This window comes from Mycolicibacterium komossense, from assembly GCF_025822605.1.
In the GTDB taxonomy this organism is placed as follows: Bacteria; Actinomycetota; Actinomycetes; order Mycobacteriales; family Mycobacteriaceae; genus Mycobacterium; species Mycobacterium komossense.
Map to the genome: position 1 here is coordinate 25,721 of NZ_JACKTY010000014.1, position 19,779 is coordinate 45,499.

The window sequence follows — 19,779 nt, forward strand, 5'->3', positions numbered from 1 at the left end:
CTGACTGACTGTTCAATCTAACCAAGTGTTAGGATTCCGACAAGAGGCAGCGCTGCCACGCGATAGGGGAGACTGAGGGAACCATGGCCGAACCCGCACCCGCGACGGAGAACAACGAAGGCCGTCGCATCCAGATGCTGCGTGCTGCCGCCGAGCTGATCTGCGAGCGTGGTTTTTCCGAGACCAGAATCGCCGACGTGGCCAAGCGGGCCGGAGTCAGCTCCGCGCTGGTCATCTACTACTTCGGTACCCGTGACCGGCTGCTCGTCGACGCACTGCGCTACTCGGAAGAATCCTTCTACGAGGCCGGCGAGAAGATGTTGGCCGAGGTGCCATCCCTGCGGGAGCGGTTGTCACTCCTGATCCGCTGGACCTGTGTACCCGAAGGGCAGGGTGCGGACGAGATCCCCGGCGCCTGGGGGCTGTGGTTCGACTTGTGGGCGCAGGCATTTCGGCATGACGAGGTCAGGGCGGGTCGGATCGAACTGGACGCGCGCTGGCGGCGCATGATCATCGACGCCTTGCGGGTGGCTGACTCCGCAGAGCTCGGTTCGGGAATCGACGCGAAAATGTTCGCCCTCGAATTCGCCGCGCTTCTGGACGGGCTGTCGATTCAGGTGGCGCTGGAGGATCCCGAGGTCGATTCCGAGGTGGCCTACCAGATAGCGATGCGCTTCGCCGAGCGTGAGCTCGACCTTGCGCCGGCGGAGAAACCCGCCCGCAAGTCCGCCAAGAAAGCCGGTACCTCCAAATCCGACAAGGTGTTAGCGCGCGGCAGGCGCTGAAAGCCCGGTCTCGACGAGACTGTCGGCAACCGGATCGGTGATGACAGGAGTCGAGCTGCGGGTCAACACCCGGACGGCATCGACGGTGCAGAGACACTGCACCTGCGCGCCGGGCTGCTGGATCACCGATCGAGGGCCGGCGTGGTTGGGGACTTCGACGACCAAGGCCGTCGGCTGGCCCACATCGACGTGGACCTGCGTCGAGGAGCCGAGGTAGACCACCTCCGAGACCGTCCCGGCGATCACGTTGCAGCCTGGATCGATGGCATCGCCAGGGGTGAGCAGCGTGATCCGCTCCGGGCGGATGACGATCGCAGCCGGGCCAGGTCCGCTGACACCGTTCACGGCCGCGTGCACCGTCGTCGACAGTGCCGTGCACACCGCAGAACCGGCCCTTGATTCGATCACGTCGGCGTCAAAGATGTTGGCGGCGCCCAGGAATCCGGCCACATAGGTGGTGGCCGGCGCCGAGTAGATCTCTTCCGGCGGCCCGATCTGTTCGACACGGCCGCCGGCCATCACGGCGATCTGGTCGCTCATGGTCAGCGCCTCTTCCTGATCGTGGGTCACGTAGACGAACGTGATCCCGACCTCGCGCTGGACCGCGCGCAGTTCCAGCTGTAGCTGCTTGCGCAGTTTGGCGTCGAGCGCTCCGAGTGGCTCGTCGAGCAGGAGCACCCGGGGCCGCAGGACCAATGCTCTGGCCAGGGCAACGCGCTGTTGCTGCCCGCCGGAGAGTTGACCGGGGCGGCGTTTGGCGAAATCGCTCATCCGGACCAGCTCGAGGGCCTCCCCGACGCGGCGTTTGGTCTCGTCCTTGGAGGTCTTGAGGTAGCGCAGCCCGAACGCGACGTTGTCGGCGACACTCATGAACGGGAACAGCGCGTACGTCTGGAAGACGGTGTTCACCGGCCGCTTGTGCGGCGGGTCGCCCGCGACGTCGCGGCCGTCCAACTCGATCCGCCCGGAATCCGGTTTCTCGAATCCGGCAATCATCCGCAGCGTGGTGGTCTTACCGCAGCCCGAGGCGCCCAGCAGTGAATAGAACTGCCCCCCAGGGATATCGAGGTCGATACCGGTTACGGCGGGCACCCCGTCGAAAGCCTTGGCCAGCTGGTGCAGCCGGATTGCGCCGCCGGTCATCAGAGGGCTCCGGCCGGGTTCGACACCGGGCCCGACGACAAGGCCGAACAGGGCGGGATCAGGGCGTCACCGCCGAGGCGAGTTTCGCAAAGTTGGTGACGAACCGATCGACATCGTCGGTGTCGTGTTGAACGGACAGCAGCCATTGCTCCACCTTCCCCCATGGCGGCAGAAAAACGCCGCCATTGTGCTGCATGAGCCAGTGCGCGTGCCCCAGTCGATCGTCGACGCCCAGGAAATCGCGGAATTCGCGGACCGGGTCGCGGCGGAAGGTCACACAACCCTTGGCACCGACGGAGACGACATGCCAGTCCAGGCCGCTATCGGAGATCACGGTTTCCAATTTCGTGCGCAGATGTCCAGCCAGCACCCCGAGATGCTCATACGCCTGCGGCGTCAGCACGTCCGTCAGAGTGGCCCTGGTCGCCGCCATCGCCAGCGGATTGCCGTTGAAGGTGCCGACCTGCTCGTAGCGGCCGTCGGCGATCTGGGACATCACGGTTTCCGTGCCGCCGATCGCTGCTACCGAGATCCCGCCGCCGAGGGCCTTGGCCAGGCAGACCACGTCGGGCACCACGCCGGACAAGGCCGTCACGCCGCCGGGTCCGGTGGTGAACCCGGTCTTCACCTCGTCGAAGATCAGCAGCGCGCCGGCCGCGTGCACGAGATCGCGGATGGCGGCCAGGTAACCGTCGACGGGCGGAATGATGCCGGCGTTCATCATCACCGGTTCCAGGATCATCCCGGCGACCTGGCCCCGATGCTCGGCCAGCGCGCGGGCCACCGCGTTGGCATCGTTGAACGGCACGACGATCACCAGATCGCGGATTGCTGCCGGAATGCCGCTGTTGCCCGCCACTCCGGTGGGGTGCTCGCGCGGCCCGATATCGTCGGCGTCGGGCAGTACCGAGACCTGCACCGAGTCGTGGTGGCCGTGATAGCAGCCCTCGACCTTGATGATCAGGTCGCGCCCGGTCAACGCCCTGGCCAGGTGAATGGCGTCCATGGTGGCTTCGGTACCGGAGTTGGCGAATCGCCACAACGGCAGCCCGAAGCGCCGGGAGAGTTCACCGGCTATCCAGATCGCATCCTCGGTCGGTTGGGCGAAATGCGTTCCACGCCTTACTTGTTCGCTGACAGCCGCGACGATCGCCGGATGCGCGTGGCCGGCGATCGACGCTCCGTAACCACCGTGCATGTCGACATACTCGGTACCGTCGACGTCATACACTTTCGACCCCGCGCCGTGGCTCATCCATACCGCCTGCGGTTGGGCGATCTGCCAATTCGAGGTGGCACCACCGGCGAGATGCTCGCGGGCCTGCGCGATGAGCTCGGTGCTGCGCGGCTGGCGGCGCAGGAACACCCCTTCCTCATGGGCGATGAGCTGGTCGATCGAATCGCGGACTGGGGTCAGGGCCACTGACGGAGCCACTGGAATACCTCTTCTCAGATATCAATTTGCAGCCATCCGGACTAGATGGCTGAAATATTGACTGAGCGTTCAGTCTATGCGAGAGTCCATGCAGCGACAAGGCTGCGAATCTGGGAGGCCCGGATGCCCGTTCCCACCGGAAGTGAACTGCCGCATGGGATGCCCCGCCGCGGCCCCAGTCGGAGACAGTTCCTGACACGAGCCGCGATCCTCGCTGCCGGCGCGCCTGCGCTGACCGCATTCCTCGACGCTTGCGCCAAGAGTGGGCCTGCGTCCTCGGGCCCGAGTCTGACGTTGGCGGCGCCGAACAACCCGGTCAAGTGGAACATCCCCGACGACAACAAGCCCATTGCCGACGGTCTCGCGCCGGAACAGGGGGCGACGCTCAAGATCTACAACTACGCCGACTATCTCAGCCCGCAGGCGATCAAGGGATTCGAGGACAAGTACGGCTGCAAGATCGAGGTCTCGACCTTCAACGATGGCGACGAGGCCATCACCAAGTTGCGCAGCGGCGTCGACTTCGACATCTACAACGCCAACTACACCGAGATCGGCAGGCTGGTGACGGGCGGGCTGCTGCGCCCGCTGAATCACAGCTACATCACCAACATCTCGAATGTGTGGCCGAGTTTCACCAATCCCTGGTATGACCAAGGTTGGCAGTACACCGTGCCGTACACCATCTACACCACTGGAATCGGTTGGCGCAGTGACCAAGTGCCCGCCGATATCGGCGCGTTGAAGAACCCCTACGAATCCCTGTGGGATCCGCAGTACAAGAACAAGACCGCGATCCTCGACGACTGGCACAGCGCGATGGCGATGGTCCTGCTCAAGCAGGGCAACACTAACGTCAACACGTCGTCGGCCGACGATCTCAAGATGGTGGGCGATCAGCTCACCGCATTGGTGAAGGCGACGTCACCGAAGGTGACCATCACGATGTACAGCGATCTGCCGGCCGGGCAGATAGGGCTGTGTCAGATGTGGTCGGGCGACGCGATCAACGCCCAGTCCTACCTGCCCGAGGGCGTCAGCGCCGAGATCCTGCGCTACTGGTTCCCGCAGGACGGCAAAGGTCTGGTCGACAACGACATGCTCGTCACGCTCAAAGGCGGTAAGAACCCGGTGCTTGCGCACCTGTTCCTCAATCACATGCTCGACCCCGCGGTGGCCAAGGAGAACTTCTCCGCCATCGGCTACCAGCCGCCGCAGAACACCCTTACCGCCGACTCGCTGATCGCGGAGGAGTTCATCCCGGAGAATCTGCGGTCGGCGATCGTCAAACCGGAGTATTTCGACGCCGGGTACCGGTTGCTTGAACTCGATGCGGCGAATGACGCTGCCTGGCACAATGTTTGGAACGCGTTCAATGCAGGCGGTTCCTGACACCTTCTAGAGGAGATAAGTGCTCCAGCGGTCGCGAGAACGCAATACCCGGTTGTGGGTGGCGCTGGCCACCCCGGGTGTCGTCTGGTTGCTGTTGTTCTTCCTGGCGCCGCTGTACGTGGTGCTGGCCATTGTCTTCGGCCAGGTCGATCCGCTCTTTCGCACCGCGGTACCGGTGTGGAACCCGTTGGCGTGGAACGCCGATCAGTTCCTCTACGTGCTGTCCCGGATCGGCCCCGGTGGTATCTATTTTCCGGCGTTGATCCGCACCGTGGGCTATGTGGGGGCGGCGAGCATCCTGTGCCTGGCGATCGCGTTCCCGGTGGCGTATTACGTGTCGCGACTGGCTGGCCGGCGTAAGGGTGTGCTGATCGCTCTGCTGATCGCTCCGTTCTGGATCAGTTACATGATGCGGATGTTGGCCTGGGTCAATCTTCTTCAGAACGACGGCCTGGTCAACAGGGTGCTGAACTTCGGTGGCCTGTTCCACGTGCAGATCGATTGGCTGACCGGGCAACCGCTGGTGGTGATCCTGAGCCTGGCCTACGGTTACGTGCCCTATATGATCTTGCCGCTCTACGCGGGCCTGGACCGCCTCTCGCAGTCGATGCTGGAGGCTTCCCGCGATCTCGGTGCCAGTCGGGTCTCGTCGTTCATGCGGGTGACGCTGCCGCTGTGCCGCCCGACGGTCCTGGCCGCGGTCCTGCTGACGTGTCTGCCCATGCTCGGTGACTACTTCACCAACGACCTGCTCTCCGCGTCGCCGAAGACGGCGATGGTCGGCAACCTGATCAACGACAGTGTGCAGGCCCCGGGCCAGACCGGTCAGGCGGGCGCCTTCGTCATGTTGGTGTTGATCGCGACGGTGCTGCCGATGATCTACTACGTGCGCACCACCCTGCGCGGCGACGAGGTGCGCACATGAGCACTCGCGCGCTGCGGGGGCCGATCGGCTGGTACCGCGATCCCTGGCGCCGGCCCAGAGTGCTGGCCGGCGTCACTGTCCTCTACCTGGCGTGGTCACTGCTGCCGGTGCTGATCGCGGTGCTGTTTTCGTTCAACGACGGCCGGTCCCGCACCAACTGGCAGGGCTTCTCGTTCCGGTGGTACTGGGGTGACCAGACCCGTTCGGTCTGGCATGACGCCGCGCTGCACACCGCCCTGCTGCAGACGCTCAAGCTCGGCCTGATCACCACGATCATCACCGTCCCGCTCGGGGTGCTGTTCGCGATCGGTATCGACCGGTGGCGCGGCAGGCTGCCATCCGGGGCGAACGTGCTGATGCTGATCTCGTTCGTCATCCCCGAGGTGCTGCTGGCGGTGGCCTTGCTGTTCGTGGTGACGACGCTGGCCTTGCCGATCGGGCTCGGCACCTCGGCGCAGGTGGTTGGGCTGGTCACTTATCAGGTGGCCTATCCGGCGGTACTGGTGCGTGCCCGGCTGGCCACCATCGGCAAGCAATACGAAGAAGCGGCAACAGATCTCGGCGCCTCGGCATTCGGGGCACTGCGCCGGGTCACGCTGCCGATGCTGATGCCCGCCATCTTCGCCAGCACCGTGCTGGTCTTCGCCGACGTGATCGACGACTTCGTGCTGGTGCGCTATCTGTCCATGGGTGCATCGACCGAACCCGTCTCGGTGAAGATCTACAACACCGCGCGTGCTGCCCCCACGCCCGCGCTCAATGCGTTGGCCACCCTGCTGTTGGTCGCCTCGCTTGCCGCGGTGGTCGTCGGCTTCCTGGTCTTCCGGCGGATGACCCGTAACGACGACACCACCGGTGACCGCGGGATCGGCGCCTTCGCGGGCGAACTGTAGGCCACCAGCGTGCAGTCTTGCACCTGCTGAGCCCCAAATCTGTACTTGGGTGAGCGTTCGCTGCGGACACATCTCTGGACCGTTGACCTCCGAGCCAGTATCCTGACTGTATGTTCAAACAGCTCGGTCCGGCCCCTGTTCCCGCCGACGATCTAGCGGCCTCGCTGGCACCGTTCGGGCAGTCCCGCATGCTGCCCCGCGAAGCCTATGTAGACCCGGCGGTCTTCGAATGGGAGCAGGGCGGCATCTTCTCCGGCTGGCGATGTGTCGGGCATGCCGACGACATCGCCGCGATCGGCGGCCAGAAAGCTGTCGGCTCAGGAGCCAACGGTGTGCTGCTCGTGCGTGGCGAGGACGGCCTGGTTCGCGCCTTCGCCAACTCATGCCGTCATCGGGGCCACGAATTGCTCACCTGCGGTGCCGAAACCAAGCGCCGGTCCATCGTGTGCCCCTACCATGCGTGGTCGTATCGCCTGGACGGAAGTCTGCGCAACGCACCGGGTTTCAAGGATTCCGGTGCCTTCGACGCCAGTGGATTCGGGCTGGCCGAACTGCGGCTGGTCAATTGGCACGGCTGGCTGTTCGTCGACCCGAGCGGGCTCGACGTCGACTTCAGTGCACACGTCGCGGGCTTGGAGGATGTCATCGCGCCGTATCAGCCGGAAAACCTGACGATCGTGGCCAGGCATTCCTACGAGCTGGCGACCAACTGGAAGGTCATCGCCGAGAACTACCAGGAGTGCTACCACTGTTCGTCGATTCACCCCGAACTGTCCCGGATCAGCCCACCTGACAGCGGCGAGAACCTCAACCTGCCCGGTTCGTGGATGGGCGGCTGGATGTCGATGATCGACGAGGCCGAGACGATGTCGCTGGACGGCAAGAGTGGCGGCGTCGCCATCAAGGGCCTGTCCGAGCATGAACTGCGCTCCGTGATGTATCTGGTCGGCTACCCGAACCTGCTGGTCAGCCTGCACCCCGACTACATCATGACCCACCTGATGACACCGCTGGCGGTCGATCGCACCCACGTCGAATGCGCGTGGGCGTTCCCCAGGGAGGTTGCCGACAAGCCGGGCTTCGACCCGTCGTATGCGGTCGACTTCTGGGACCTGACCAACCGCCAGGATTGGGCTGCCTGCGAATCCGTGCAGCGCGGGCTCAGCTCACCGCATGCCCGTCCGGGGCCGCTGGCTCCCGACGAGGATGGCGTGTACCAGTTCGTCACCCGGGTGGCCAAGGCTTACCAAGGTTGACGGCACTCACAGCGGGTGGCTGCGCGAGGCCGAGGTGGCCATCGACGAAGTGTCGGCGGCGAAGAAGGGAACCGAAACCGTCGTCGCGTGACACCCTAGGGGTGCGGACAACACCCGCCCCGAGTGAGGAGGAGTGCCACGAGCGCGGACGTCACATTGCGCCAGCTCCGGTATTTCGTGGTGCTCGGCGAAGAACTGAACTACCGGCGCGCCGCGGAGCGGCTCTTCATCACCCAGCCGGCCCTGTCGACGGCGATCAAAGCGCTAGAGCACCAATTCGGTGTCCCGTTGTTCACCCGTAATACCCGTGAGGTGTCGCTGACCGAGTTCGGCACGGCATGGCTGCCTCAGGTGCGGACGGCGCTGACCGGGGTCGATTCGGCGGTCGAGAATCTCGTCATGCTCTCGCGGAGCAACCGGCGCATAAAACTGGGCTACCTGATCGGCACCGGCGCCGACATCCTGTTCCGGTTGGTTCGCCACTTCGAGGCCGCCTATCCCGAAATACGAGTGGAGTCAAAAGAATTCGACTTCAACGATCCGACGGCGGGATTGGCGGACGGCAGCACGGAGGTGGCCATCATCCGACCGCCGGTCGACCTGCCCGAACATCGGATGCTGATCCTCGACGCTGAAGACTGGGTGGCCTGTCTGCCGCGGGACCATCCGCTGGCGCGGCGCTCCGAAGTACGGATCACCGAATTGCTGGATGACCCGATCGTGGTCGCGCCGGGCAGCGCGGGCCGGTGGCGCGACTACTGGATGGCGATGGATGCGCGCGACGGTAAGCCCCCGACGATCGCTGCGGTCGCCGCCACCTACGAAGAGGAAACCACGACGATCGCGCGCGGCCTGGGCATCAGCTTCACCAGCGAGGCCAGTGCCCGGCTCTACAACCGACCCGGTATCGCGTACGTGCCCATCGTCGATCGCCGGCGCAACTACACCGCGTTGGCCTGGCATCCCGCCCGCCTCGGTGCGGACGCGGCACTGCTGATCCGACAGGTACACGACGAGTGGAGTTTTGACGAAGGGCACTCGATGGAACGGCCCGCCACCTATTTTTAGATTCCGAGAAAGGTGTTACCACATGAAGATCGCAGTGGCGGGAGTCGGTCTTGCCGCGGCACTGATATCAGCTCCGCATGCTGTTGCCGAACCTGACGGCGTCTTTTTCGTTTCCCCGCTCGGCGGTATCAGCTGCGAGATCGACTGGCAGCGTGGCGGCATCCCCAATCAGGTCTACTGCCAGACCGCCTCGCCGCCCCAGACCGTGACGATGGACGACGGTGGGGTCATCAACAGCTGTATGGACGTCGACCATGCCGACTTCAGCTCGAAGTGCAATCGCGGCGATCCTGGCGATGCGCCGACCCTTGCCTATGGACAGACGGCGGGCAGCGGTCCATTCACGTGTCGTTCGGAGACCACCGGGGTCACCTGCACAATCCCCAACGGTCGCGGCTTCACCATCTCCAGCGGCGGAATCGTCCGAGTCGGCTGAGGTTATCGGCGATCCGGTGATAACCCCGGGTTATCAGTAGATCAGTATTTGGAACTTCCGCTGCAGGCTTCACATGGGGTTATCTCGCATCACTTGACCACGAGGTAGTAACCCCACGTTCACCTTCTGACCTGGAGTCCCGATGACCGAAACCGCACCACCTGTGACACCGCAGTCATCTTCGTCACCGGCTGATGACGAGGACACCCGTCTCGCCCAATTCGGTTACACCCAGAAGCTTGATCGGTCGGTCGGCCGATTGGCCTCGTTCGCGATCGGCTTCGCGACGATCAGCGCCACGACGGCAGTGTTCACCGGCTTCGGTGCGGGGTATTTCACCGCGGGCGGACCATTCGTATGGACCCTGCTGCTCGCTGCCGCCGTCTTCGTGATCTGGACGCTGATCGCAGCAGACCTGACCGCCAAGATTCCGTTGGCCGGCTATGCCTACCAATGGACCAGCCGTATCCACGGCTCGATGCTCGCGTGGTTCGCCGGCGTCTTGGCACTGGCCGGATGGATCTGCGGCATGACCGGTGTCGGCTTCATCCTCTCCGGTTACCTCGGCAGCCTGTTCGGCTGGAACATGGGCCAGACCTCGCAGATCCTCGTGGCCATCGGCGTCATGGCCGTCTGCATGCTCATCAACCTGTACGGCGTGCGGTTCGCGACGATGGTCAACAACATCGGCGTCAGCCTCGAGTTGGTGATCACCGTCGGCGCAACGATTCTCGTCGCAATCGTGGCCTTCTCCTCGCCGGACAATCACCAATCCGTGTCGGTACTCTTCACCGGCGGCACGTCCGACGGCAGCACCCCGTACGTTCTCGCGTGGCTCGCCGCATCGCTGGGTCCCTTCTTCGGGCTCATCGGAGTGGAGGCGAGCGCCGATATCGCCGAGGAGACCGTCAACGCCCGCCATGTCATTCCGCGCACGATGTTCTACGCGTTGACCGCTTCGATCGTGATCGAGTTCGGCATGTACGTCGTGTACGTGTTGGCGATCAAGGACCAGGCCGCCGTTGCGGCCGCAACGGCGGCGCCGATCGAAGAAATCATGACCCAACAGGTCGGTCCGGTGATCAGCAAGATCGTCGTCGCCGTGGCCCTGACCAACGTGTTGGCCTGCATCCTGGCGAACATCCTGGTGGCCACCCGGCTGACCTACTCGATGGCCCGTGACAACATGCTGCCGTTCTCCCACATCTGGCGGCACGTGTCCCCGTCGAACCGCACACCGACGTACGCCGTCCTCGGAATTTTCGGGCTCTCGACGATCCTGCTGCTATCGGCGCTGGTCAGCGAGAAAGCGTTCTTCCTCATTCTCGGACTTTCGTCGCTGGCGGTCTGCGCGATGTACCTCCTGCAGACAATCGCGGTGCTGATCGCCGGCCGCCGTGGAACCATCCCGACTCCCGAGCCGGGAACGTTCGACCTCGGCAAGGCGCGCGTGCCCGTCGCCGTGGTTGCGGCCATCTGCTTCACCCTGGTCTGCGCGGCGCTGATCTTCCTGCCGCAATTCGCGGGCAACGGCTATGTGTTTCTCGGCCTGCTCGTGCTCGCCACCCTCTGGGCCTTCACCGGGTTGCGCAAGCGACTGGCCACCGGCGAAGCCGGCCCCGACTTCTCCAAGACTCACCTCGCCTGAATCACGCTGACAATCAAAGGAATTAGCTGACATGACCCTTACGCAGTCTTCGCTCGAACACTCCACCACCAGTCTCTCGAGCAATCTCGTCGCCGTCGAGCCCGGCGCCATCCGCGAGGACACCCCGCCCGGATCGGTAATCCAGTACAGCGATTACGAGCTCGACACCACCAGTCCCTTCGCCGGCGGCGTGGCCTGGATCGAGGGCGAGTACATGCCCGCCGAAGAGGCCAAGATCTCGATCTTCGATACCGGCTTCGGGCACTCGGATCTCACCTACACAGTGGCTCATGTGTGGCACGGCAACATCTTCCGATTGGGCGACCACCTCGACCGACTGTTGGACGGAGCGAGCAAGCTGCGCCTCGATGCCGGGATGAGCAAGGAAGAGCTAGCTGAGATCACCAAGAAGTGTGTGTCGATGTCCCAGCTGCGTGAGTCGTTCGTGAACCTGACGGTCACGCGGGGCTACGGCAAGAAGAAGGGGGAGAAGGATCTGACCAAGCTCACCCATCAGGTGTACATCTACGCCATTCCGTATCTGTGGGCGTTCCCCCCGGCTGAGCAGATCTTCGGCACCACGGCGATCGTGCCGCGCCACGTCCGTCGCGCGGGCCGCAACACCGTCGACCCGACGATCAAGAACTATCAGTGGGGCGACCTGACGGCGGCCAGCTTCGAGGCCAAGGACCGCGGGGCGCGGACGGCGGTGCTGCTGGACTCCGACAACTTCGTGGCCGAAGGCCCCGGTTTCAACGTCTGCATCGTCAAGGACGGCAAGCTGGCGTCACCGTCGCGTAACGCGTTGCCGGGCATCACCCGCAAGACCGTCTTCGAACTCGCCGACCAGATGGGTATCGACGCCACCTTGCGCGACGTCAGCAGCCGCGAGCTCTATGAGGCCGACGAACTGATGGCCGTCACCACCGCAGGTGGCGTCACCCCGATCAACTCGCTCGATGGTGAGCCGATCGGCCGTGGCGATCGGGCTGGCGAGCCGGGTCCGGTGACCGTCGCGATCCGGGATCGGTTCTGGGCGTTGATGGATGAGCCCGGTCCGCTGATCGAGGCCATCCAGTACTAGTCAACTCGCCGTATCAAAGCCCTTGATCACCTTGGTCGGTCTGATGCGGACGACGAGCTCACCGGGCACACCGTTGCGACGCCCGAACTCCTCGGCCCGGTCGGCGCCCATGTAGCGTCCTCCGGTCCTGGTCGCGATGTCCAGGAGCTCATCGGGTTCCTCTGACAGAGTGGCGATCCCCTGAACCTGTACGAACGAGTACGGGGGATGGGGATCGTCGACGCAGAGCACCACTCGCGGGTCACGTTCCAGCGCGCGGCCTTTCGCGGTGTCTTTGCCCGTGTTCAGCACCAGCTCGCCGTTTTCGACGACGAACCAGACCGGCGCCACCAGCGGACGTCCGTCAGAGGCGAGGTACCCGAGCATTCCGGTTCGGGTACCGGTCGAAAGGAATTCGATCACATCATCGCTCAGTGCAGTCATCTCACTACCGTAGAACGTCTCTCGGTCGGTCGTGTCGCACGATCGCGTCCGCGGCCGGAGCTGGGTTACCGCGCCAGCCGACCGTCGTCGAAAAACTCCAGCAGGTACTGGCTTTCGTCGATTTCCCCGATGGTCCTGCGGGCCTTCTTGCGAGTGATGAGTACCGCGACGATGGCGATCACCCAGACCACGTACTGAACCATCCAAGCCAGCCGGAACGATGCGAACGAATACCCGCCCGCGGCGCCGATGATCATTCCCATCGACTGCATGACCACAAGCGAGGCCAGGAATCCGCCCATGTTCACGATGCCCACCGCGGTGCCGAGCGTCCGACTGGGGTTGAACGTGCGGGCGAAATCGAATCCGACCATCGAACCCGGACCACCGGCGGAGATGACCACGACGAGAGTGACGAGCAGCCACAAGGGGGCACGCGTCGGCAGCGCCAGGACCACTGTCCAGATCAGCGCGTTGCTGACGATGATCCCGAGGATCACGTGGGAACGGCGGTGCGGGTTCCGTCCGGTGAAGATGCCGATGACGATGCCTGAGGTTATCGCGGCGGCGACCGAGACCGTCAACAGAGTTCCCGCGATGCCGCGCGACAGTCCCTGAGCGACGGTCAGATAGGGCACGCCCCACATCAGCGCAAAGACAGTGACCGAGAACTGGGTGCCCATGTGGGTGAAGAACCCCAACCGGGTACCGGGCCGGAGCCAGGTCGTCTTGAGGCCGGCGAGTGTCTCGCGCACTGTTGCCGATTTCACCGGAGCGGCCCGGCCGGTCGGGGTGTCCTTGACGAGGGTGAGGCTCAGCACCACCGCCAGTACCCCGAAGGCGCTGACCGACAGGTATGCGGTACTCCAGCCGGGCCCGAGCACCAGGGCCAGGAATGGCAGCGCCGAGAGCACTTGACCGAGTTGGCCGAAGATGCCGGTCAACTGCGTCACCAGCGGGATTTGCCGCTCGGTGAACCAGTAGGGAACCAGGCGCAGCACCGAGATGAAGGTGAACGCATCGCCGAGTCCGACGATCGCCCGTGCGATGACGGCCGCCGGCAGCGATTCGGCCAGAGCCATCGTCAGCTGCCCGGCGGCCATCAGGGTGCCGCCACTGACGATCATCACCCTGGACCCGTAGCGGTCCAACAGCAGACCGGCAGGAATCTGGGCGCCGGCGTAGACGACGACCTGGAGCACGACAAACGTCGATAGCATGCTGGGACTGGCGCCGAAGCGCTCGGCGGCGTCGAGACCCGTGACGCCGAGGGTGGTCCTGTCCAGCACGGCGACGATATAAGCCAGCAGGCCGGTGGACCACACGATCCAGGCACGCACGCTTGGGTCCGCCTTTCGAGGTACGCGTTGGGGGCACCGGAAAGGGTAGGACGGGTCACCCGCCTTGACGACCGGCAACGGTGGGGCCGGCGGATGAACGCCGCCGGATTTCTCCAAATGTGCTGTTGTCCGGCTTTGACATCGTGCCCCATCGTCGTCGGTTTGTCGGCATCTACGTTCGGTGATATCACTCACCGGAATTTGACACCGGTCCTCGGCAGTGTGCGCGATTTCTTGGCTGATTTCGATCGTCGGCGTCTGGTGTCTGTGAGTCGCCGGAGAGTTGCCGCTGTTAGTGGCTCATTTGAGTTGGGTCAGAGATTCGTGACGCGAAACTCTGAAACTTTGCTAAGTCTGCGTCTAGGCGTATAAAATCTCGACCATGCATTGCCACGGCCAGACGCCGGATCGCCGTAATGGCTGAATATCGGATCGAGGAGCTGGCGAAGGTGTCGGGTGTCAGCTCACGCAATATCCGCGCCTACCGCGAGCGAGGGCTGCTGGAGCCGCCCCGTCGAGTCGGCAGGACGGCCGTCTACGGCGACCGCCATCTGACCCAGCTGCAGGTCATCAACCGACTGCTCGGCAAAGGATTCAATTCGGCCCACATCGCTGATTTCTTCGAGGCGGTGCGTGAGGGACACGACCTCGCCGACCTCCTCGGCTTGCGGGCGATCACAGCGGCGACCCGACGGCGCGACGCAGACCTGAGCCGTTCGGAACGAGCAGCCGGCTAGTCGAACCGGCTCAGACCCTGGTCGACGCGGGATCGCCGCCGATCCGCTGGGCCAGCCACACCGGCACGATCGCCACCAGGGTCAGAGCCGCGGCGACGACGTTGATCACCGGCGCCTGGTTGGGCCGGAACAGATTGCCGAAGATCCAGATCGGCAGCGTCTGTACGGTCGGCCCGGCCGTGAATGTGGTCACGACGATCTCGTCGAACGATAGGGCGAACGCCAGGATCGCACCGGCGACGAGCGCCCCACGCATCATCGGGAAAGTGACGAACCGGAACGTCTGCCAACTCGACGCACCGAGATCGGAAGAAGCGTCTTCGAGATTTGTGCCGAGGCGACGCAGCCGCGCCTGGGTGTTGTTGAAGACGATCACGACGCAGAATGTGGCGTGTCCGACGATGACCGTGCCAAGGCCGAGGGTGACGCCCAGCGCTGATGTGAAGGTTGCGTTGAGCGCGATACCGGTGACGATGCCGGGCAGCGTAATCGGCAGCACAACAAGGAAACTGATCACATTCCTGCCGAAGAACTCGTAACGCTGAACCGCGAAGGCGGCCATCGTGCCCAGCACGAGCGCGACCGCCGTCGCCCCAAGGCCGACGACGACGGAGTTGGCCAGCGAGTGCCACATCCCGTCGCTGTGCAGGGCGACCTTCCACCACTGCAGCGTGAAACCGCTCGGCGGGAAGGCGAACGATTTCGATGAGTTGAAAGCGTTGACGACGACGAGAAGCAATGGCGCATAGAGGAATACCAGCACCAGGACGGTCCAGATCCTGGTGGCCCGTCGCATACCCGAGGACAGCATCAGACCTCACACATTTTCCAGCGCCCCGGTGCGTCGCATCGCCAGCAGGTACAACACGATGGCCGCCAACGGGATGATCGACAGCGCGGCGGCCAGCGGCTGATTGTTGGCGGTGACGAGTTGGCCGTAGATGATGTTGCCGAGCATCTGGGTTTTCCCACCGACGATCGTCACCGCGATGTAGTCACCGAGCGACAGGGAGAAGGTGAAAATCGACCCGGCGGCGATACCGGGAAACACCAATGGCGCCATCACCGAACGCACTGTCATCAGGCTGGAGGCACCGAGATCGGAGCTGGCATCGACCAGCGCGTCGGGCACCCGCTCGAACGCTGCGAATACCGGAATCACCATGTAGGGCAACCACAGATACGACAACGTGATCACTGTGGCGACCAGCCCGTACCCCGGTGTGTAGCCGGTGGCCCAGGACAGCGGCCCCTCCGGTGAGAGCAGCATCCGCCACGCATAGGCCTTCACCAGGTAGCTCGCCCATAGCGGCGTCGTCACCGCGATCACCAGAGCCACCCGGCCGGCCGGCGAGGCGATCTTCGCCATGTACAGCGCCAGTGGTATTGCGAGCAGCATGCAGATCACCGTGACCGTCAGTGCCACACCGACCGTTCGCAGCGTCACCGTCCGGAACACCGCGTCGGTGAACACCCGCGCGATGTTGTCGGTAGTGAAGGTGCGGACCACCGCGCCGGTGAACGAGTTGGTGCCCCAGAACGCCGAAACCAGCAGCACGGCAAGTGAACCGAGATACGCGACGCCCAACCAGGCCAGTGGCGGCACCAGCAGGAAAGCCAGACCGGCCCGCCTTTTCACCGGTGATTCACCTCGGCCTCACCGACGCGTCGGCCCTGCTTATCCTTTCATTTGCTGCCACTTGGTCACCCATTCGTCGTAGGACGTGCAGTTGTCACCGCTGCCGTCGACACACTTGGTCTGCGGGGTCGTCCAATAGTGGAGTTGAGCCGCGTACTTCTCGTCGGTGGCGTGGTAGATGTCGCAGAACGACTTATCGGAGGTCAGCGCACAGGATTTCGTCTGCGCTGGTGCTTCACCGAAGTACTCGGCCACCTGTGCGTTCACCTCGGGGGAAGTGATCCAGTCCATCCACTTGTACATGCAGTTCGGGTGGGCGGCCTTCGATGACACCATCCAGGTGTCCGACCAGCCGGTGGACCCTTCCTTGGGCAAGACCGTGTTGACCTGGACCTTGTTGTCGGAGCCGATCGTGTTCGCGATCACCTGCCAGGTGGTGCCGATCACCGAGGTCCCGGTCTCGAAGGCCTGCACTTCTTTGGTGTAGTCCGACCAGTATTCGCCGACATTGCCCTTCTGCTGGGTCAGCAGATCGACCGCAGCGTTGAGTTGATCACTGGTGAGCGAGTACGGATCCTTGATTCCCAGTTCGGGTTTCGTCTTCGACAGGTACAGCGCCGCGTCGGCGATGTAGATCGGCGAGTCGTACGCGGTGACCTTGCCCTTGAACTCCGGCGCACCGGGGAACACCGCGCCCCACGAATCCGGCGCCCCCTTCACCACATCGGTGTTGTACATCAGCAGGTTCGCGCCCCAGCCGTGAGGGATGCCGTACATCTGGCCGCCGACCGAGTTCCACGGCTTGTCCTTGAGGAACGACGAGATGGTCGCGTAGTTGGGCACCAGGTCGGTGTTGACCGGCGCGACGTCGCCGGCATAGATCAGCCGCAGGGTGGCGTCACCGGAGGCCGAGACGCCGTCGTACTGGCCCGAGCGCATGAGCTGGACCATCTCGTCGGAAGTGTTGCCGAGCTTGACGTTGACCTTGCAGCCCGTCTTCTCGGTGAAGGGGTGCACCCAGTCGATTTTCGGGTCGTTGGAGCCGTCTTCTGCATAACCCGCCCAGGCGATGAGATTCAGCTCGCCCTCGCCGTTGCCGACTGTCTTCGCCGGCTCGATCTTCGGCGGTGCACCCGACGAGCCGGAGGAGTCTGAGCCCGAACAGGCAGCGATCAGTGCCGCGCACGCCGCCAGTGCGAACGTGAGGCGGCGGATTCGGGATGTCCTGGGTGTCATCGAGGATCTCCTTCGGTGGGTGGGGAGCGGGTGGGGGCGGTGGGGAGCAAGTGGGGTCGGACGGTCAGTTGTGGAGGTCTCGTACAGCGCTGTCAGGCCAGGCGAGCACCACTGGCACGCCGTGCGCCAGGTCGTCTGATGCTTCGGCGCTCAGCAGCGTCGCGGTCAGCGCGACCCCGCCCTCGCTGCGGGCCGCGATCCGCGTGATGGGTCCGGCGTAGACGACCTCGTCGACCGTGGCCTCGATGCTGCGCATGCCGGCAGGCGGTGTGCTGGCCGGGTCGAGGACAAGGATGCGTTCGGGCCGGACTGCGTAGGTACCCGAGCGGCCGAGCACGGTTTCGGCAGCCACTCCGTCGAGCACGTTGGAGGTGCCGACGAAATCGGCGACGAACCGGTTCGCCGGATTCTCGTAGACCTCGCGGGCGGCACCGATCTGTTCGATGCGCCCGTTGTTGAAGACCGCGAGGCGGTCGCACAGCGTCAGTGCCTCGTCCTGGTCGTGGGTGACGATCACGAAGGTGATGCCGACCTCTCGCTGGATCGCCTTGAGTTCGACCTGCATCTGTTCGCGCAGTTTCAGATCGAGGGCGCCGAGTGGTTCGTCCAGCAGTAAAACTCTGGGTCGTCCCACCAGGGCGCGAGCCAGAGCGACACGCTGCTGCTGGCCGCCGGACAACTGCGCAGGTTTGCGCGCCGCCTGCCCAGAAAGCTGAACCATCTCCAGGGCGGCGCCCGCGCGTTGGCGTCGTTCGGCTTTACCGACGCCGCGGACCCGCAGCCCGTATTCGACGTTCTGGGCCACTGTCATGTGGGGAAACAGCGCGTACTGCTGGAACACCGTGTTCGTGTCGCGCTTGGCCGGGGGCAGGGCGGTAACATCCTGGCCGCCGAGTCGGATCACGCCCGCGGTCGGTTGTTCGAAGCCGGCGATCATCCGCAGCACGGTGGTCTTACCCGATCCGGACGGGCCGAGGATGGCGAACAGTTCACCGTCGGCCACCGTCAGATCGGCGCCTTCGACGGCCACCACGGTGTCTGCGTGACCCCCGGCGCCCGCGGCGCCCCCGAACTCCTTGCGTACACCGATCAGTTCGATCTGCGGGTCGGTTATCGGGTCAGCGGGATTCTGATCGCCATCAGACCACTGACGCAGCGAGGCTGTCCCAGATGGCATGCAGGGATCCTATGGATACCGTTGTCGGATCGCAGCGCCATTGCGGATTTCGTGGTCGCCATGGCGTCTTGTCGCCGGAATCCCCAGCAGAAGTAGCATCTGTCGGTGCCGCCGTGGCGCCCGAACACGGCGAAATTTTGGTGCACCTGTGACCTGCGGTGTTGATGAGATTGTTGAGGTAGTTGTCGTACTCTGAGGCGCGTGTCGATCAACCGTCGCGACATGCTGAAGCTCGCGGCCGCGACCCCGGCTGTCCTCGGTCTCGGCGCCGTCGTGTCCTCGGTGGCCGCCCCCGCCTCGTCCGCGGCATCCCTCGGTGTCTTGCTGGACTACGCTGCGGGCGTAATCGGGGCCGATGCCTTGGTCGCCTCGGGCGCTATCGGAGCTATCCGTTATGTCTCCGACAGGAGACCCGGCGCGGACTGGATGTTGGGCAAGCCGATACAGCTTCCCGAGGCCCGTGACCTATATCACAAGGGGCTGAAGATCGTTTCCTGTTACCAGTACGGCAAGCAGGACACCGCCGACTGGCTCGGTGGTCAGGACGCAGGTGTCGCGCATGCCAAGCGGGGTTGGCAACTGCATCTGGCGGCCGGCGGATCCTACGGCGCACCCATTTACGCGTCGATCGACGATGACCCCACCCCTGGGCAATACAAACAGCAGGTAGCCCCATATCTGAAGGGGTGGGAGGCAGTGCTCGGTCATCAGCGGGTCGGCGTCTACGGCAACTCGAAGGTCATCGACTGGGCTTTAGAGGACGGGCTTGGCAGCTGGTTCTGGCAGCACAACTGGGGATCGCCTCAGGGCTTCGCCCACCCGGCCGCACACCTGCATCAAGTGGAGATCGACAGGCGGTCTGTCGCGGGCGTTGGGGTGGATGTGAACAACATCATGCAGCGCAGTTTCGGGCAGTGGGACTGAATCGGGGCTCCGACGACGGCCTGAGCCGACGCTGGGGGCCCTGCCGGGTGCCCGCTCCAGCAAACTTTCCTCTGAGTTTTTGAGGCTGGTGTGACTTCGGACTCATTGACGGGGGCTATGTAGCCCCCGTCTGCGGATGGCCTTTTGGCGCCGCCGGTTAGGAGAAACTTTCACATAACGATTAGATAACAATACTGCTTTGATCTGCGCGGTTGTAGCTACTCGACCGTAACCACCT

General features: G+C 64.1%; 18 protein-coding genes and 1 pseudogene. 11 read left to right on the forward strand and 8 right to left on the reverse strand.

Going from position 1 to position 19,779, the window contains the following annotated elements; genetic code table 11:
- Positions 1 to 83 precede the first annotated feature (83 nt).
- Complete coding sequence (locus H7J73_RS04640; RefSeq protein WP_264066070.1) at positions 84 to 785, forward strand: TetR/AcrR family transcriptional regulator; 702 nt, start codon at positions 84 to 86, stop codon at positions 783 to 785.
- Here the strand turns inward: H7J73_RS04640 and H7J73_RS04645 are convergent.
- Positions 765 to 1,928: an ABC transporter ATP-binding protein gene (locus tag H7J73_RS04645; protein WP_264066071.1), complete on the reverse strand. Its 1,164-nt coding sequence runs from the start codon at positions 1,926 to 1,928 to the stop codon at positions 765 to 767. The two genes, H7J73_RS04640 and H7J73_RS04645, sit on opposite strands and share 21 nt — an antisense overlap.
- Positions 1,929 to 1,986: 58 nt before the next feature.
- Complete coding sequence (locus H7J73_RS04650; RefSeq protein ID WP_264066072.1) at positions 1,987 to 3,363, reverse strand: aspartate aminotransferase family protein; 1,377 nt, start codon at positions 3,361 to 3,363, stop codon at positions 1,987 to 1,989.
- A gap of 123 nt (positions 3,364 to 3,486) precedes the next feature.
- Here H7J73_RS04650 and H7J73_RS04655 point away from each other — a divergent pair, with 123 nt between their 5' ends.
- The 8 genes from H7J73_RS04655 to H7J73_RS04690 all read left to right on the forward strand — a co-directional run bounded on the left by H7J73_RS04655 (position 3,487) and on the right by H7J73_RS04690 (position 12,065).
- On the forward strand, positions 3,487 to 4,755 hold the full coding sequence (locus H7J73_RS04655) for a polyamine ABC transporter substrate-binding protein (protein WP_264066073.1): 1,269 nt from the start codon (positions 3,487 to 3,489) through the stop codon (positions 4,753 to 4,755).
- Between the two features lie 19 nt (positions 4,756 to 4,774).
- The gene (locus tag H7J73_RS04660; protein WP_264066074.1) at positions 4,775 to 5,680 is read left to right on the forward strand and encodes an ABC transporter permease; all 906 of its coding nucleotides are present in this window, start codon (positions 4,775 to 4,777) and stop codon (positions 5,678 to 5,680) included.
- Positions 5,677 to 6,573, forward strand: coding sequence for an ABC transporter permease (locus tag H7J73_RS04665; RefSeq protein ID WP_264066075.1), 897 nt, complete (start codon positions 5,677 to 5,679; stop codon positions 6,571 to 6,573). The genes H7J73_RS04660 and H7J73_RS04665 overlap by 4 nt, the downstream gene beginning before the upstream one ends.
- Before the next feature lie 110 nt (positions 6,574 to 6,683).
- Entirely contained in the window at positions 6,684 to 7,829 is a 1,146-nt protein-coding gene (locus H7J73_RS04670; protein WP_264066076.1) for an aromatic ring-hydroxylating oxygenase subunit alpha, read from the forward strand.
- 156 nt (positions 7,830 to 7,985) lie between these two features.
- Positions 7,986 to 8,897, forward strand: a complete 912-nt coding sequence (locus tag H7J73_RS04675; RefSeq protein ID WP_264066077.1) for a LysR family transcriptional regulator — start codon at positions 7,986 to 7,988, stop codon at positions 8,895 to 8,897.
- A gap of 22 nt (positions 8,898 to 8,919) precedes the next feature.
- Positions 8,920 to 9,333, forward strand: a complete 414-nt coding sequence (locus tag H7J73_RS04680) for a hypothetical protein (RefSeq protein ID WP_264066078.1) — start codon at positions 8,920 to 8,922, stop codon at positions 9,331 to 9,333.
- Positions 9,334 to 9,475: 142 nt separating this feature from the next.
- Positions 9,476 to 10,981, forward strand: coding sequence for an APC family permease (locus H7J73_RS04685; RefSeq protein WP_264066079.1), 1,506 nt, complete (start codon positions 9,476 to 9,478; stop codon positions 10,979 to 10,981).
- A 31-nt stretch (positions 10,982 to 11,012) separates the two neighbouring features.
- A complete protein-coding gene (locus H7J73_RS04690; RefSeq protein WP_264066080.1) occupies positions 11,013 to 12,065 on the forward strand; it encodes an aminotransferase class IV in 1,053 nt (350 codons plus the stop codon).
- Here the strand turns inward: H7J73_RS04690 and H7J73_RS04695 are convergent, their stop codons facing one another.
- A complete protein-coding gene (locus H7J73_RS04695; RefSeq protein ID WP_264066081.1) occupies positions 12,066 to 12,488 on the reverse strand; it encodes a PPOX class F420-dependent oxidoreductase in 423 nt (140 codons plus the stop codon).
- Positions 12,489 to 12,553: 65 nt separating this feature from the next.
- The gene (locus H7J73_RS04700; RefSeq protein ID WP_264066082.1) at positions 12,554 to 13,828 is read right to left on the reverse strand and encodes an MFS transporter; all 1,275 of its coding nucleotides are present in this window, start codon (positions 13,826 to 13,828) and stop codon (positions 12,554 to 12,556) included.
- A gap of 416 nt (positions 13,829 to 14,244) precedes the next feature.
- On the opposite strand from H7J73_RS04700, the pseudogene H7J73_RS04705 reads away from it, so the two are divergent.
- A pseudogene (locus H7J73_RS04705) lies at positions 14,245 to 14,562 on the forward strand (MerR family transcriptional regulator); the annotation flags it as partial.
- A 13-nt stretch (positions 14,563 to 14,575) separates the two neighbouring features.
- On the opposite strand, the gene H7J73_RS04710 reads toward H7J73_RS04705, so the two are convergent.
- The 4 genes from H7J73_RS04710 to H7J73_RS04725 form a co-directional block, all read right to left on the reverse strand.
- Positions 14,576 to 15,376, reverse strand: a complete 801-nt coding sequence (locus tag H7J73_RS04710) for an ABC transporter permease (protein ID WP_264066083.1) — start codon at positions 15,374 to 15,376, stop codon at positions 14,576 to 14,578.
- A gap of 6 nt (positions 15,377 to 15,382) precedes the next feature.
- A complete protein-coding gene (locus H7J73_RS04715) occupies positions 15,383 to 16,204 on the reverse strand; it encodes an ABC transporter permease (protein WP_264066085.1) in 822 nt (273 codons plus the stop codon).
- 39 nt (positions 16,205 to 16,243) lie between these two features.
- Positions 16,244 to 17,440, reverse strand: a complete 1,197-nt coding sequence (locus H7J73_RS04720; protein WP_264066086.1) for an ABC transporter substrate-binding protein — start codon at positions 17,438 to 17,440, stop codon at positions 16,244 to 16,246.
- Between the two features lie 64 nt (positions 17,441 to 17,504).
- On the reverse strand, positions 17,505 to 18,617 hold the full coding sequence (locus H7J73_RS04725) for an ABC transporter ATP-binding protein (protein ID WP_264066088.1): 1,113 nt from the start codon (positions 18,615 to 18,617) through the stop codon (positions 17,505 to 17,507).
- A gap of 201 nt (positions 18,618 to 18,818) precedes the next feature.
- Between H7J73_RS04725 and H7J73_RS04730 the strand changes: the two genes are divergently transcribed.
- Positions 18,819 to 19,541: a DUF1906 domain-containing protein gene (locus H7J73_RS04730; RefSeq protein WP_264066089.1), complete on the forward strand. Its 723-nt coding sequence runs from the start codon at positions 18,819 to 18,821 to the stop codon at positions 19,539 to 19,541.
- Positions 19,542 to 19,779 lie beyond the last annotated feature (238 nt).